12 protein-coding genes are annotated in these 13,577 nt (G+C 53.2%); all 12 read right to left on the bottom strand.

Annotation, left to right across the window (positions count from 1 at the left end; translation table 11 throughout):
• Position 1: 1 nt before the first annotated feature.
• Positions 2 to 2,626: a type VI secretion system ATPase TssH gene (tssH, locus tag B9K09_RS21970; RefSeq protein WP_087518807.1), complete on the bottom strand. Its 2,625-nt coding sequence runs from the start codon at positions 2,624 to 2,626 to the stop codon at positions 2 to 4.
• Positions 2,627 to 2,637: 11 nt separating this feature from the next.
• Entirely contained in the window at positions 2,638 to 3,645 is a 1,008-nt protein-coding gene (gene tssG / locus B9K09_RS21965) for a type VI secretion system baseplate subunit TssG (RefSeq protein WP_087518806.1), read from the bottom strand.
• On the bottom strand, positions 3,609 to 5,402 hold the full coding sequence (gene tssF / locus B9K09_RS21960) for a type VI secretion system baseplate subunit TssF (RefSeq protein ID WP_087518805.1): 1,794 nt from the start codon (positions 5,400 to 5,402) through the stop codon (positions 3,609 to 3,611). The genes tssG and tssF overlap by 37 nt, the downstream gene beginning before the upstream one ends.
• A gap of 192 nt (positions 5,403 to 5,594) precedes the next feature.
• Positions 5,595 to 5,945, bottom strand: a complete 351-nt coding sequence (locus B9K09_RS21955) for a hypothetical protein (protein ID WP_087518804.1) — start codon at positions 5,943 to 5,945, stop codon at positions 5,595 to 5,597.
• Between the two features lie 154 nt (positions 5,946 to 6,099).
• Positions 6,100 to 6,687 (bottom strand): hypothetical protein, encoded by a 588-nt coding sequence (locus B9K09_RS21950; RefSeq protein ID WP_087518803.1) that lies wholly within the window; start codon positions 6,685 to 6,687, stop codon positions 6,100 to 6,102.
• 41 nt (positions 6,688 to 6,728) lie between these two features.
• A complete protein-coding gene (locus tag B9K09_RS21945; protein WP_087518802.1) occupies positions 6,729 to 7,625 on the bottom strand; it encodes a hypothetical protein in 897 nt (298 codons plus the stop codon).
• On the bottom strand, positions 7,622 to 8,131 hold the full coding sequence (locus B9K09_RS21940; protein WP_087518801.1) for a PAAR domain-containing protein: 510 nt from the start codon (positions 8,129 to 8,131) through the stop codon (positions 7,622 to 7,624). Before B9K09_RS21940 ends, B9K09_RS21945 begins: the two co-directional genes overlap by 4 nt.
• Entirely contained in the window at positions 8,121 to 8,546 is a 426-nt protein-coding gene (gene tssE, locus B9K09_RS21935; protein WP_087518800.1) for a type VI secretion system baseplate subunit TssE, read from the bottom strand. The genes B9K09_RS21940 and tssE overlap by 11 nt, the downstream gene beginning before the upstream one ends.
• A 6-nt stretch (positions 8,547 to 8,552) precedes the next feature.
• Positions 8,553 to 10,028, bottom strand: a complete 1,476-nt coding sequence (gene tssC, locus B9K09_RS21930) for a type VI secretion system contractile sheath large subunit (protein ID WP_087518799.1) — start codon at positions 10,026 to 10,028, stop codon at positions 8,553 to 8,555.
• A gap of 25 nt (positions 10,029 to 10,053) precedes the next feature.
• On the bottom strand, positions 10,054 to 10,560 hold the full coding sequence (gene tssB / locus B9K09_RS21925; RefSeq protein WP_087518798.1) for a type VI secretion system contractile sheath small subunit: 507 nt from the start codon (positions 10,558 to 10,560) through the stop codon (positions 10,054 to 10,056).
• A 33-nt stretch (positions 10,561 to 10,593) separates the two neighbouring features.
• On the bottom strand, positions 10,594 to 12,159 hold the full coding sequence (tssA, locus tag B9K09_RS21920) for a type VI secretion system protein TssA (protein WP_087518797.1): 1,566 nt from the start codon (positions 12,157 to 12,159) through the stop codon (positions 10,594 to 10,596).
• Positions 12,160 to 12,597: 438 nt separating this feature from the next.
• The gene (locus B9K09_RS21915; protein WP_087518796.1) at positions 12,598 to 13,518 is read right to left on the bottom strand and encodes a D-hexose-6-phosphate mutarotase; all 921 of its coding nucleotides are present in this window, start codon (positions 13,516 to 13,518) and stop codon (positions 12,598 to 12,600) included.
• Positions 13,519 to 13,577 lie beyond the last annotated feature (59 nt).

Raw genomic sequence — 13,577 nt, 5'->3', positions numbered from 1 at the left:
GTTAAGTGAACTCACAGACCACTGCTCCATGCTCATCGAGGGTTGCGTGAACCTGAGTCAAGGTTTCGCCGCTGGCCATTGCAGCGAGCAGGCGATCGACCACCAACGGCTGTAGGTGCTGGTCGATCAAGTGATCAATCAGGCGTGCGCCACTTTCGCTATGGGTGCAACGCGCGGCGAGGTTTTCGACCAGTGCCTGGCAATGACTGAACTGCAACTGACGACGTTGCAGGCGTTCGGCAAAGCGTTCGAGTTTCAGTGTGGTCAGCTCGTGCAGCACTTCACCGCTCACCGGGTAATAGGGCACTACACGCATACGGGCGAGCAATGCTGGTTTGAAGTGCTGGCTGAGTGCCGGGCGGATGGCCTGCTCAAGGTCTTCGGCGGCTGGACGTTGACCGTTCTGGCACAGTGAGTCGATGCGCTCGCTGGCCAGGTTCGACGTCATCAGAATCAAGGTATTGCGGAAGTTAATCTCGCGCCCTTCACCGTCGTTCGCCACGCCTTTGTCGAAGATCTGGTAGAACAGATTGAGGATGTCCGGGTCGGCTTTTTCGACCTCATCAAGCAACACCACAGAGTACGGTTTTTGTCTGACTGCTTCGGTGAGCATGCCGCCTTCGCCATAACCGACGTAGCCCGGCGGCGCACCGATCAGTCGCGAGATGCTGTGCTTCTCCTGGAATTCAGACATGTTGATGGTGGTCAGGAAGCGCTCACCGCCGTACAACAAGTCAGCCAACGCCAGTGCGGTTTCAGTTTTACCAACACCGCTAGGCCCGACTAGCAGAAATACGCCAACCGGTGCATCTGGACGATTGAGGCCGGCAGCGGTTGCGCGCATGGCGCGGTCGAGTGCGCTAATGGCTTGTTCTTGTCCGCGTAGGCGCAGACGCAAGTCTTCAGAGAAACTGATGACTTTGCTGTTGTGTTCGCGTGCCAATTGGCTCAGCGGCACACCCGTCCAGTGGCTGATAACCTCGGCAACCAGGCGCGGACACACTTCATAGCTGACCAAGCGTTGCTGGCTTTGCGCGATGCTCTGCTTGGCCTGCACCGCATGCAATTCGGCTTCGAGCTGCTCGAGATCAGGGTGCTCGGGGTGTTCGCTATTGTCCTCGGTGGCCACGGCTTCCAGCGCTTTTAACTGTTGGCGAGCCTCGGAGCAGCGAATACGCAGGCTTATCATTTGCTGCGCCAAATCACGCTGGATCGCCCAGCGCGTTTCCAGTTGTTCAAGCTCCGCCCGGGCATCTCGCAAGCGCTGTTCGAGTTTTTCAGCAACTGCGTCATCGATATTCAGCCCCGAATCGCGGTCGCGCCGTTGAGCTTGAGCTTGACGCTCGCCTTCAGCGATTTCGTTACGCAGTTGCTCAAGTGCTTCAGGCGGTGCTGCCAAGCTGATGCGCACGCGGGCGCACGCCGTATCCAGTACATCGACGGCTTTATCCGGCAATTGTCGTCCCGCGAGATAGCGTGCGGACAGCTCAGCCGCCGCCACCACTGCATCGTCACGCAGGTAAATGCCGTGGCTCTTTTCATACACCGGAGCAAGGCCGCGCAGAATCGTCACGGCTTCAGACACAGTGGGTTCGTGCAGTTGAACCGGCTGGAAGCGTCGCGCCAGTGCAGGGTCTTTCTCGAAGTACTTCTTGTACTCGCTCCACGTCGTTGCCGCGATGGTACGCAACTCGCCACGGGCCAAAGCCGGTTTGAGCAGGTTAGCCGCATCACCACTACCAGCCTGACCGCCAGCACCAATCAAGGTATGCGCCTCATCGATAAACAGGATGATCGGTTTCGGCGAGGCTTTGACTTCGTCAATCACCCCTTGCAAGCGACGCTCGAACTCGCCTTTGACACTGGCCCCGGCTTGTAGCAAGCCGAGGTCCAGGCACAGCAGCTCAACACCTTTGAGTACTTCAGGCACTTCATCAGTGGCGATACGCAGGGCAAGGCCTTCGACAATTGCAGTCTTGCCAACACCCGCTTCACCGACCACGATCGGATTGTTCTTGCGCCGCCGGGCGAGGATGTCGACCATCTGGCGGATCGCTTCGTCGCGGCACAAAACCGGATCGAGTTTGCCGTCCCGCGCTTGCTGGGTGAAGTTGTGGGTAAAGCGCTGCAAGTTCGACTCAGCACTGCTTGAGCTTTTTGCGTCGGTAGCTTGCGGTTGCTGAGACATTGCAAAGTCGCGCAAACGTTCCGCATTCAGTTTGCCGAGCAGGCTTTGGTAATGGCTGCCGGCATAGCGCATTGGGTTGCGCAGCAAAGCGAGAATCAACGCCGCCTGATCAATTTGGCTGCTGCCCAGCTCCAGGTTGGCGACCAGCAATGCATCCTGTAGCCACTGCACCAGCTCGGTCGAGAACACAGGGTTACGCGTCGCACTGTGCTCGCTACTCGGATGCAAGGCTTTGGCAAGCTCGCCCGCATCAATTTCGGCATCATTCAATGCCCGTTTCAGCAACCCTTCCGGGCGCTCTAAAAGGCCCAGCAGCATGTCTTCAACCAGCACTTTGTTGCCGCTACGTACTACGCAACGCTCAGCCGCCATTTCGAGATCGCGCTTAGTCTCGGCATCAAGTGCTTGCACCAGTTGTTGTAAATCGACGTTTATCATTTCATCTGTCCTTAATGAGCTCTTTTGCCAAGCGTGACGATGCCATCGGCGTTGTCGCAGCCGAGCCAGCTGGTCCAGCCGAGTCGGCAGAAATTGTCATTGCCAATGCGTAGTTCTTTGATCTGGTCTTTGCGCAGTTGCAGGCGAATGTCGTAATCCATTGGGTCACGCAGGGTGAAGCGCACCAGTGCGCAAAGCGGGTTGTAGCCGCTGCCAACGGGTAGGAATTGTTGGAACATGTCCCATTGCAGTTCGCGAATGTGCACGCGGAATTTGCCACCGCGGTCGCGCACCCAACCGCCCAGCACCAAGCTTTCACCCAGCATGCTGTTGGCGGTACCCAACTGATTGCGTTGCTCGGCGAGAATCTCGACGCGGCGTTCGATGAACTGCTCTATGTACACATCGGAGTGCTTGAAGTAGTAACGCAGAACTGACTCAATCAACGCCGCCGAATGCGCGCGCAAGCTGAGCAGGCCGAGGTACGGGAGCAAGCGCTTCCAGTTGAGTTCTGAGGTCGCTCGAATTTCTTCACCGCGCAGACCAATCAACGAAAACAGTTGTTGTGATAACGGGTCCAGCGCACCGGTTTTGAAGCGCGAGTGATAACGGTATTTTTGCCAAACCGGCAGCAACAAACGTTGTAAACGGTTGTTGAACAGGTCGAGAAAGTCTCGGGTTGGATTGCCATCTTCGCTGTCACCAAGTGCCTGTTCGCCATAAAAGGCAGGCAGCGGCGAACCCGAGCCGATCAAGCTGACCAGGTTGATGCGCATACGGGCTCGCAACTCACCGTTTTCCTCGATGAATTCGACGCGCTCGATGTCGCTTCCAGGGAAACCAAGACTCGGGTTTGCCTGTAGCTCAAGATGCAGGTGCAAAGACTCCTCATCCAGTTCGGGATGCGCTTCTTGCAATCGTTTCAGCACCAACTGCACACCCTGAAACAGGCTGTACTCGCGGATGCCCCGGCTAAGCCGGCTTATAGCAGGGGTTGTTGCCCCATGCGTGGCGTCCATGTGTAGACCTCTCCCTGAGTACTGTTCACGCGCAGCTCGTGGTAAGAATTCAAGCTGGCATAAAGGGCGAAAAATTCATTAAGTACCGATGCGAACAAAAACAGATCGCCCTCACCGATGTAGCCGTCTGGATCGATAGTCAGTTCGGTGCGTACACCGCGTATCGGCAGCCCGCGTTCCAAACGGTCGACATGGGTGTGGCGAATGCTTTTCAAGCCATCGAGCAGGCGTTTGCTGACTTTTTCAGCGTGTTGGTCGTAGTAGCGGGGTAAATCGTAGGTTTCGAGAATGACTTTCAGCGCTTCAACGTTGGCCAGCGACAGGTAATTGAGCGACATGTTGGAGATCAGCTTCCACAGGAAGTCGCGATTCAATGGCGGCGCGTAACTCGGGGTGACGGCGCTGATGTTGCGAAAGAGCAGGAAACCTGGGGTTTTTTCGCTGGGCACACAGATATCACCGAGGCCCAATTTGCTCGGCAGGTTCTGGTTGGTGCAGGTCAGATCAATCGATAAGGTCTCGTGCTCGGCTTGATCGCGCAGGCCGAAGCTGAGCCAGGTGTCGGTGCCTTCTCTGAGTAAGGATGTTTCCTGGCGCACGCTGTAGTGCGGGCGTGCGGTGCCGACATCAAAACTAGCGTCGTGCTCGAATGACTCAAAGGGGACGTACTCTTCATAGCCTTGGCCGCCGGGTTTCCAGCCGGTTACACGGTCAACTGAAAACACCCCGCAATGCTTGGCGCTTAGTTCAGCTGGCAGCAGTAAATAACGATCTTGTTTGCCATCGAGCCGAATCGGCGTGGCGTCGTGCTCAAACAAGTTGACCACGGGGGTGCAATACAACCGTACGTTATCCAGCGTTGGACGGATTCGCTGCTCGCCCGCCTTGTTGATATCAAAGCGCAACTCGATGCCACGAGCTTGTTCCATGACCTCCGGCGGAACCTGTTTCAAGCCATCCAAACCGAGCACATCGACAAACATGAACTTCTCTTGGAAGGCGAAATACTCTTGCAGGTAGCGGTAGCCGCGAAAGGTATTCAGCGGATAGGGAATCAGTGCCTGATCTTCGGCAAAACCAACCGGCTTAATCTGATTGGCGCTCAGCTTCAGGCTCGGTACGGCGACTTCTCTGGCATCGCGCAGAATGGGTTTGCCATTATCGTCGAGCAACACCACTTGGATGCTGCCCAAGTGATGCAACAGACCGAGGTACAACATCTGGCTGATGTAACGCTCGCCAGCGAGGTGTAGGCGCAGCTTGGTCAGATTAAGATCAGCGATATTGCCGTCGGCACTCATCTGCAATTTCAGGCTGAGCACCGCGCCCATCCCTTTGACCGAGTACTGCAGAGCGTTCATCGCCAGCGGCAATACATCGGTGTCGTAGGCGGTGCGGAACTGACAGGTCACACCCTCAATCGGTTTTGCTTCAACTGGCGTATCACGCGGCACAAACTGAGCGGCACCCGAGCGCTTTAACGGTTCAAACTGAAGCATGCTGAAACCCGGCAACGGGCGCATATAGTTCGGCCACAGCAAGTACATCAATGAGTGAGTGAGCTCTGGCAACTCATCATCAAGTTTTTGCCGCAAGCGCCCCGTGAGAAAGGCAAAGCCTTCCAGCAAACGCTCGACATCCGGGTCACGACCGCTCTGCCCAAGAAACGGCGCCAGCGCCGGATTGCGCTCGGCAAATCGCTTGCCCAGTTGGCGCAGGGCGGTGAGTTCGCTCTGGTAGTAGTGGTTAAAAGACACGGATCAATCCTTTAGTACTTCATGGTTAATGAAAAATTACCGTTGTTCAGTGGCGTGCATTAATCGATTTGCTACAGCGTTAACCCGAAGCTAATGCAGGTAAAAAACAGCACGCAACGGGTGCTGTGGTAGTAAATATAAAAGTATGCAGATCATGCATGTACTTACGGAGCTGTTTAGAAATTCTTGCATTTAGAGAATATTTCCAAAAAGCAGCTTGTTAAAACTACAGAGCGCCGAGATTATTGAAGCCGGAAGAACAAATGAGTGAATGCTTTTATTAAAACTACGCTGTTCCAGTGTTAGGTTGATGCTTTTGAGCGTGTAATAAACTGCCGCATACAGCATGGGGATAAACATGAGAATGCAAAAAGTTAACAGCGACTGGTACAGATCGGATGCTATGAAATACTGTGCCCAGCTTGGTCTCCCCGTGTTATCTGTGAGTGATTGCGTAGCAAATACCGTTGCATAGACTAAAGCTGTGGCAAAAAAGAAGCCGCGGAACATAATTTCTTGTTTGCTATGTAATCCGGTCATCATGATCCACCTCCCTTTATGGTCCAGTACTTTGCGTCGTTAAAATGTAGGGTGCTTACTAAGTTTTGATAGATTCAGGTGTGAGGTTTCTCGAGCAATAGTCATGAGCCAGGGATAAAGGCCCGTTTCGTTGGTGATATTGTTTGGATAAATAGCACTAAAAGTTGGGTTGGTCACAATCAAGTAGGAGCTCCTGCCATTCTTTATTAGCTCCCGTTTGCTGTAAAAACTCATGGCGCGCAGCTGGTGTGCAACCACTCCAAAATGGCATCCACACCCACTCCCACCAGTACTCAAGGCTGCCTTGCTTAGCCATAACTGCTTCAATAGGTTGCAGTTGGGGAAACGTAATCCATGGAGGCATTGGTGGTCCGACAAATTTATCGATGGCGTTTATCAAGCGTCTTGAGTTAGTTGTAAGTTCTACTAGAACACCATTGAATTCATTGCGCCAATGAGCACTGACTGCCTCATTATCTATGTTAGAGACTATAGAGTTGTCTTGAGGAAGTTTGACGTTTATTGTTTCAAGTATGAGTGTTTCAAGACGTTCAAGTTCTTCAGTTGGTAATACGGCAGCTATATAATAGGCGCATACTTGTCTTTCGCTTAAGTATATTTTTCGGGGGTAAGGATTGAGTTTTTCAGAGCCGTCAACGATCAGTGGATTCATATGCGAGCAACCGAAGTCTCTGAGCGTACTTGTTTTGCGGAATTTGTTTATGATCATATCAATTAACTTCATATATGCTCCAAGCACACATATAGGTAACAGGGATATTATGTTTAGTTTTCATAAATATGATCCGCCACCCAGTCCGCTCCAAAGTATCCTGCTACTCCACCTACAATTCCACCCACAAGTCCTGTAATTATAGCCCCCGGCCCGGTCTCGATACCGACTGCCGCGCCCACCACCCCGCCGAGTTTAGCGCCCGCATATGCAGCACCCCAGCCGCCAGCTTGGCGAACTAGTTCAGCTTCAATAGGTTTTGCACTGCCTAATGCAATTGACTCCTGTGTTGCATTATTCAAATCGTAAGCTGTTAGAACAATGCCCAATACTTGGGTCGCGCGGGCCGTTCTTGTTAATAATTGAGTGTTGCGTAAAGAGTCTTCATTGAAGATAGCGCTTGCAGGAACTTTTTCTCCATGCAGTAGAACTTCTTTGTCAATATTTTCTACGTAGTTTGCGATTTGTGTAACACGCTTTTCTAGATGGGGATGCTGAGTCTTATATGCATTAAGCTCATCAATGATTTCTCTAGTTGAAACAAGTTTTAAGCCCGATGCTTTGGATTTTTTAATGTCAATAAATACACTTCTACCGTCAAATCTCGGCGAACCTTGCGGGAAAATTGAGCTGGTTGATATATAAGATGAAACATTACGCCCCCCACCCATAACGTGTTCGGCTATTGAATAGGGTGCCGCAGCATTTTTTGGCATCATTCCATAGCGTTCTGGTGTGAGCTCAGACAATTCCTGCAGCGGTGCTAAATTCATCTCTTTCAAGTACGGACTGGTAGAAGGTGTGTAAATTTTACGTACCAAAAAGCCGTCGGCCCCCACTTCGTCTACTACCACATAGAAGAATGCTCGCGCAGGCATTAGGTATCCCGGAATCTGACTGACAGACCCGGGTTCTTGGTTGGTTGGCGCGTTTTTCACATAATCGTTCACGTAAGGCTCCACTTCTCGAGTGCTGCAACGCCTGTAGTTACTTCAAGATTCTCTTGTGCGCTCGTTGTGATACGTGGCGTATGACCGGTAGCATCAGAGATGCCGGTATGTGTGCGTCCTGATTGCTCTTTAATGTGGTAAGGAACGTTTGCTAGTGGCTTGCCAGAACTGTCGATAATCTTGAACTGTTCATCAAATACGCCTAGTGAGGGGATAAACTCAGCCGGTGTATGCGAATTACCAATCACCACCGTCCCGGAGCCAGTAACAATCGCGTTGTTGTTATGGCTGGCTGTGGAGCCGAGTACCGCTGCGGGCTTGCCGTTGATTAGCACGTTGCCAACCACTGCGCTGCTGATCACGCTGTCGCACGCGGTTTTGTCACCGAGACGGGCAGCTCCCAGCCCATCAAAAAGCACGTCTGAAGAACCCTCTACGATTGGGTTTTTGTTATGACCTGAACAGGCGGTCATGTCGCTGATTCGCGCGGCGGGTTTACCAGACACGGGGCTCTCCTGCGTTAACGGTGACTTGGCCACTGCCGTCCAAGCTGGCAGCGAAACTTACCCGGCGTTTAATGCCGGCTACTTCAAGCAGGCCTTCAATCGTGAAGGCCAGGTTTAGTGGGTTTTGGTCGCGTGGCATCGACACAACCCTGACCTCACGTAAACGGGGTTCGTACGCTTCGATAAAGCGTTCGATAGCGATACGCGCTTGCTGCAACGAGTCGTGCAGTGACAAGCGCATATCGTTGAGATCGGGCAACCCGTAGTCGGCGAGCGTTTGCACGCTGCCGGCCCGGGTGCTGAGCATTTTTGCCAAATGGGCAGCCACCGACGCCATGGCACTTGCCTCACGCGTCCAGCTGGAGCGTCGGTCAAGTTCACCACCTATGCGTTCGAATAGACTGCCGTATGACATGGGTGCTTATTCCTTATCCAGCTTGCCAACCAGCGACAGGGTGAAATCTGCACCCATGTACTTGAAGTGCGGACGCACATTCAGGCTGACGCGGTACCAGCCAGGCTCGCCTTCAACATCGCTAACCACAACCTGAGCGGCGCGCAGCGGACGACGGCCACGGATTTCAGCGTTCGGGTTTTCTTGGTCGGCAACGAACTGACGAATCCATTTGTTCAGTTCCAGCTCAAGGTCGGTGCGCTCTTTCCACGAGCCGATCTGCTCGCGCTGCAGCACTTTCAAGTAGTGCGCCAAGCGGTTGACGATGAACAGGTATGGCAGCTGAGTGCCCAACTTGTAGTTGAGTTCTGCGTTTTTACCTTCTGCACTGTTGCCGAAGAACTTCGGCTTCTGCGCTGAGTTGGCCGAGAAAAACGCGGCGTTGTCGCTGCCTTTACGCATGGTAAGGGCGATAAAGCCTTCTTCAGCCAGCTCGTACTCGCGGCGGTCGGAAACCAGCACTTCAGTTGGAATCTTGGTTTCGATTTCGCCCATGCTTTCAAAGTGGTGCAATGGCAGGTCTTCAACCGCGCCGCCGCTTTGTGGGCCGATGATGTTCGGGCACCAGCGGAATTTGGCGAAGCTGTCGGTCAGCTTGCTGGCAAAGGTGTAAGCGGTGTTGCCCCACAGATAATGCTCGTGGCTGTTGGCGACGTTTTCTTTGTAAACGAAGCTTTTGACCGGGTTTTCTTCTGGGTCGTACGGGTTACGCAGCAGGAAGCGCGGCAAAGTCAGGCCGACATAACGCGCATCTTCTTGCTCGCGGAAGCTCTGCCATTTGGCAAATTGCGGGCCTTCGAAGTGGTCCTTGAGGTCTTTCAGATCAGGCAAGCCAGTGAAGGCTTCCAGGCCGAAGAATTTAGGACCGGCAGCCGCAATGAACGGCGCGTGCGACATCGAGGCCACGCTTGCCACGTACTGCATGGTCTTGATGTCTGGCGAGCTTGGGTTGAAGAAGTAGTTAGCAATAATCGCCGCGACTGGCTGGCCACCGAACTGACCGTATTCTGCGGTGTAGACGTGCTTGTACAAGCCCGACTGAACGATTTCTGGGCTGTCTTCAAAGTCTTCCAGCAAGTCTTGCTTGGAAGCGTTGATCAGCTCCAGCTTGGTGTTCTCGCGGAAGTCGGTGCGATCAACCAATAGCTTCAGGCCGCGCCATGAAGACTCCAGCGCCTGGAAGCTCTGGTTATGCAGAATCTCATCCATCTGGCTGCTGAGCTTGGCGTCGATTTCCGCGATCATGCGATCGACCATGGCCTTTTTAACGGGCTCATTTTGGTTTTGCGGCTTGAGTAACTCTTCAATGAACGCCGACACGCCACGTTTGGCGATGTCATAGGCTTCGTCGTCTGGAGTCAGCCGGGTTTCAGCGATGATTTGGTCCAGAAGACCGACTTCGGTAGCTTGGCCGCCGGTGTCTTTTGCTGCGCTAGTGCTCATCTAATAGCTTCCTTGTTAATTGCGATCAGGATTCAAGCTTGCCTTGGGCAGCGAGTCCGAGTTCACCGAGTACGCGGTCACGAGAGTCATCGTCAGCCAACACGCTTTCGATGGCTTTGCGGAACGCTGGAGCGTTGCCCAGTGGGCCCTTGAGGGCGACCAAGGCGTCACGCAGCTCCATCAGCTTCTTCAATTCTGGAACTTGCTCAACCACGTTGGCTGGGTTGAAGTCCTTCATTGAGTTGATGTTCAGCTTTACGCCAAGCTCTTCGTCGGCACTGTCTTCCTGCAGACGGTTTGGCACGGTGAAGGTCAGACTCAACTCTTGCTTCTCGAGCACTTCGTCGAAGGTATTTTTGTCGATGCTGACCGGCTTGCGATCTTCGATCTTGCGTTCGTCATGACGCTGAGTGAAATCACCCAACACCATCAACTTCAGCGGCAGTTCAATTTCTTCTTGAGCGTCGCCAGTGGCGGGCTTGAAAGTGACGTTAATCCGTTCCTTAGGTGCAACTGAGCCTTCTTTGGCCATGGGAGTTCTCCTGTTCGGTTATGGCCCGGGGGCCTAGTCCAGCACCACTTCGAGATCGATGTGGCACAACCTGCGGTAGATCTCATCCTTGTATTCGCGCACAGAGTGGTTCTGCGGTAACAGCTCACAGCAGTTATGCAGCATGTGCAGGACTTCGAGGGCGAGATCGGGTTCCCAGGCAGCGATGCCTGAGGTTTGAATCATCTGGTCAAGGGTGTCGAGTTGGGTCTTGGCCAGCTCATACTTTTTGGCGGTGAAACACAGTCGAGCGAGGGTCAACTGCCAGAAAAAAGACTCACGTCCGCCGCGAGCTGATTGCATGGCTTTTTTGATCAGCTGAACGGCAGGCTTCAAGCCTTCTTTGCGCAATACGGGTAGCGCTTCTTGCAGGGCTTCATCCCACGCCCGCTGGCTATCATCACTGCTGCTCACGGGCGCGCTGGCTGGTTGTTGTGGCGTTACGTGGGGCAGTACGTGAGAGCTCAGCCACGCTCGGGTTTGTTCGTCCGCAAACGGTGTAGCGTCGTGAAACTGCAGCTCTTCAAGGCCACTCATGCGTTGCATGAATAACGCCAACTGGATTTCGATTTCGAGAGCTGCTGCTTCGGCATTCAGGCCTTGCAGGCATTGCCAAGCGAGGTGCTGGCCATCGAGCCAGAAGGGTGCTCTGGCAATACTGGTCTCAAGATCAACCAAGAGGTCGGCGTATTGACCTTGCTGATAACGCTCCTGATAGTTTTTTAACTTATCCACAGGCAGGCCGCGTAAACCCGTAACCTTCTCGGCGTTGCGTTCCGGCAAACTGTCGATAGGTAGCCACAGCAGGGTTCTGGACAGCCGCAAAGCGCGCACATCACTGACTTTTTGCTTGAGCCAGTAAGCACAAAGAGGCCGCGACTGGTCTTGCAGGCTACGCAACTGCTTGTGTGCGTCTTTTTCGCTATCAACCGATGCGGCGGAGGTCAGCAAGTTGCTTGCAGTTTGCTTAACCTGGGCAATCGCGCCTGCAACCCCCTTGTTCGAATCCTGCTTGCTTTGGCTTGCGCGCTTGATCTGCTCTTCAAGACGTCTGCACAGCGGCAGCAGTAAGGGAGCGTCAGCCCCAAGCTGTTCGGACAGGCAGCCTTCAAGCTCGCGCAGTTTTGCCGCGAGATCACCAAACAGGTCGAGTCGCTCGCCAACCGGGACGTGCTCTGCAAGAACTTGTTCCAGGCGCGGGGTTAACCAGCTTATTGCGGCGGCGCGAGTGCGTGCTTTTTGCGGGTAAAGCTTGCCCCAATGCTGGGTGCAAAGCGCGTGCAAAAGCACAATTCCAGCGTGCAGCCCGGCGAAGGATTCACGCTGGTAAAGCGCCCAGATCAACCAGGCCGTCACGCGGATATCTTTGGAGTGGCTGGTGAGAATTACTTCACTGGATTCGAGTACTTTTTGCCAGTCAATCGTGCCCACTTCGTGTAAAGCATTTGCTTTGCGAAGTTCGCTTTCGAGATGCTCGTACTCTGTCGAATAGCGAATATCGCTGCCAGCAAAGTTGTCGGCTGATATGGGATTGTTTGCAAGCGAGAAGTAGCGTGCAGACAACGGACTTGAATAGGTCATTCCCTGACTCGGTATAATATGGCGGACAAAAATATGTAGCTTAGTTCACGTTTGTGAATGTAAGCCTACATAGAAAGTGCGCAACTTTTTGCGCACTTTCTATGTGCAATAAGTTGCGCAAACGTCTCTGAGGCCCGCATCCTATCGGCCTTGCTTTCGATAGGCAATATATCACTGTGATGTTTAATTGGTACTACAGTTCTGAACTTTGTACTGTCTTTGTGGTATCACCGCGCTATCAGGCACTTATAGCCATTTAATATCAGGGCTTTATCCATTTTATGGATGTTTAATTCTGTGAAACAGTCCTAATACTAAAGTAGGGGTGTGTCACAAATAGGATTTTGTATTGGCGGATCAAATAGCGTGTCTGTTGGAATCCACAGACACGCAAAACTAGATTTTTGCTATTGCAGATATATTAATAGAATAGTTACTTCATACTAGCGTTTGATTGGTGGTTGGTTTCTCAACCCAAATATCGATGTACAACTCATGTTCGGCCGCAGGCGCTAGCGTTACCACGTCATCAAGAACGTTGGCGTGCTCGATGCAAAGCATTTGTTGCCAGGCCGCGCTGTCGAATTGCGATAAGCGCTGAGCTTTGGCTACCCAAGGGTTCCAGACCACAGCGGATTGTGAGCCACTGCTGAGCAGGTTGATTGTGCGCTGCCAAAGTGGGTCAATAATCTGTAGTTTGGCCGCTGGCTTCAGATAGATTCGGTCAGTCTCACCGCTGAAGTGCAATGCCCCGGATTGTGTGCGCGTTTGCCAATCCTCCAAGGTCTCGATGTAGTCGCAATCCTGTAGACCTTCAACGCTCACCTGCTTGATATCACTGACGGCGAAATAGCTGTGCAGCGCCTGGCTGAAGACCAAGGGTTGCTGGCTAAGGTTGCGGCACATCAGGCTAATGCTCAGGCGTTCACCAAGGCGCACGCGCAAGGTTAATTCGGCAGCATGTGGCCAGTGCTCTAGCGGCTGTTCAAGGGTGTTGTAGCTAAAGGTGATGGCGACTGCTTGCTCTTGCTGCTCAACACCTACCAATGACCAATCAATGCTGCGCACAAGGCCGTGTGCAGGTGCCTGGTGCGGCTGCTGGTACATGGCTTGAACGGTTTGTGGGTTGCGTAGCAAGTCACCGAACCACGGCCAGCACACGGGCACGCCACCGCGCACGCTAGTGCCGGGCTCAAGCTCGGCTTGTTGGCTGAGCCAGATGATCGGCGGTTCATCGTCATGGGTATAGCTGAGGATTTGTGCACCTTGCTCAGCTATCAGCAGTTTGCTGTTGTTGAAGCTCAAGCTCCAACAGTCCAGGGACCCTGATTTTGTAGGTTCAACGCTTGCTATGCTCATCAGCTTTCCTGCGGTAAATGTTGAGAGTGGAGCGCGGCCAGGCAACCCTTAATGCAAAA

Source organism: Pseudomonas sp. M30-35 (genome assembly GCF_002163625.1).
Lineage (GTDB): Bacteria > Pseudomonadota > Gammaproteobacteria > Pseudomonadales > Pseudomonadaceae > Aquipseudomonas.
Note: the sequence above shows the minus strand (reverse complement) of the source record. Positions and strands in the feature narration are given on the sequence as shown.

Coding starts and splice junctions, on each gene's coding strand:
- tssH (WP_087518807.1), bottom strand. CDS start 2,626: ATGATAAACGTCGATTTACAACAACTGGTGCAAGCACTTGATGCCGAG.
- tssG (WP_087518806.1), bottom strand. CDS start 3,645: ATGGACGCCACGCATGGGGCAACAACCCCTGCTATAAGCCGGCTTAGC.
- B9K09_RS21955 (WP_087518804.1), bottom strand. CDS start 5,945: ATGATGACCGGATTACATAGCAAACAAGAAATTATGTTCCGCGGCTTC.
- B9K09_RS21950 (WP_087518803.1), bottom strand. CDS start 6,687: ATGAAGTTAATTGATATGATCATAAACAAATTCCGCAAAACAAGTACG.
- tssE (WP_087518800.1), bottom strand. CDS start 8,546: ATGTCATACGGCAGTCTATTCGAACGCATAGGTGGTGAACTTGACCGA.
- tssC (WP_087518799.1), bottom strand. CDS start 10,028: ATGAGCACTAGCGCAGCAAAAGACACCGGCGGCCAAGCTACCGAAGTC.
- tssB (WP_087518798.1), bottom strand. CDS start 10,560: ATGGCCAAAGAAGGCTCAGTTGCACCTAAGGAACGGATTAACGTCACT.
- tssA (WP_087518797.1), bottom strand. CDS start 12,159: ATGACCTATTCAAGTCCGTTGTCTGCACGCTACTTCTCGCTTGCAAAC.
- B9K09_RS21915 (WP_087518796.1), bottom strand. CDS start 13,518: ATGAGCATAGCAAGCGTTGAACCTACAAAATCAGGGTCCCTGGACTGT.